A 731-nucleotide genomic window follows, 5' to 3' on the forward strand; every position below is an offset into this window, starting at 1 on the left:
AATATATTGCAGAGAATGATATTGATATCTATACAAGCACCCGGAAAGAACTGCCTTTTCCCCAGTACTTTGTGTTTTATAACGGGACAAAGGAAGAACCGGACCGGACAGAACTGAAACTGTCAGATCTGTTCCGGAAGGTATCACAGGAGGGGGCGCAGACAGAATCCCACACTGGGGCAGAGAGAAAAACTCCCGGTCTGGAGTGTACCGCAGTGATGCTGAACATCAATTACGGTCATAATAAAGAGTTGATGGAAAAGTGCCGGAGACTGAAGGAATATGCGATCTTTGTGGAGACGGTGCGGAGAAATCTGGCGCTGGATATGGCGCTTCGTGAATCCGCATTGCTGGCAGTCGATGAATGTATAAGAAAAGGCATTCTGGCGGATATCCTGGTATCGCAGAAAGCAGAGGTGGTCCAGATGATCCTGGAGACATTTGATCAGGAAAAGCATGATGAGGCGATGAAAAAGGACTGGTATGAAGCGGGCAGGGAGGATGAACGTAAGAATGGCATTTATCGATTAATTTCATCGTTACGTGATGCAGGAGTTCAGAAATCGGAGATTAAGAATGCACTGAAGAAAGCATATGGACTGTCTCCAGATGAGGCAGAAAAATATATGGAGTAACTGCGCAGAATAAAATAAACTGAAAAATAGCAGCCGTATAGTATGAAAAATACAGTACGGCTGCTGTTTTTGCAGGTTCCAATACGATGCCCGTTC

Annotated in this window: 1 pseudogene; it reads left to right on the plus strand. The window is 45.1% G+C overall.

The window, feature by feature from the left end:
• Positions 1 to 635, plus strand: a pseudogene (locus B5F07_RS22765) (hypothetical protein); the annotation flags it as partial.
• Positions 636 to 731 lie beyond the last annotated feature (96 nt).

The organism is Lachnoclostridium sp. An169 (genome assembly GCF_002160525.1).
In the GTDB taxonomy this organism is placed as follows: Bacteria; Bacillota; Clostridia; order Lachnospirales; family Lachnospiraceae; genus Mediterraneibacter; species Mediterraneibacter cottocaccae.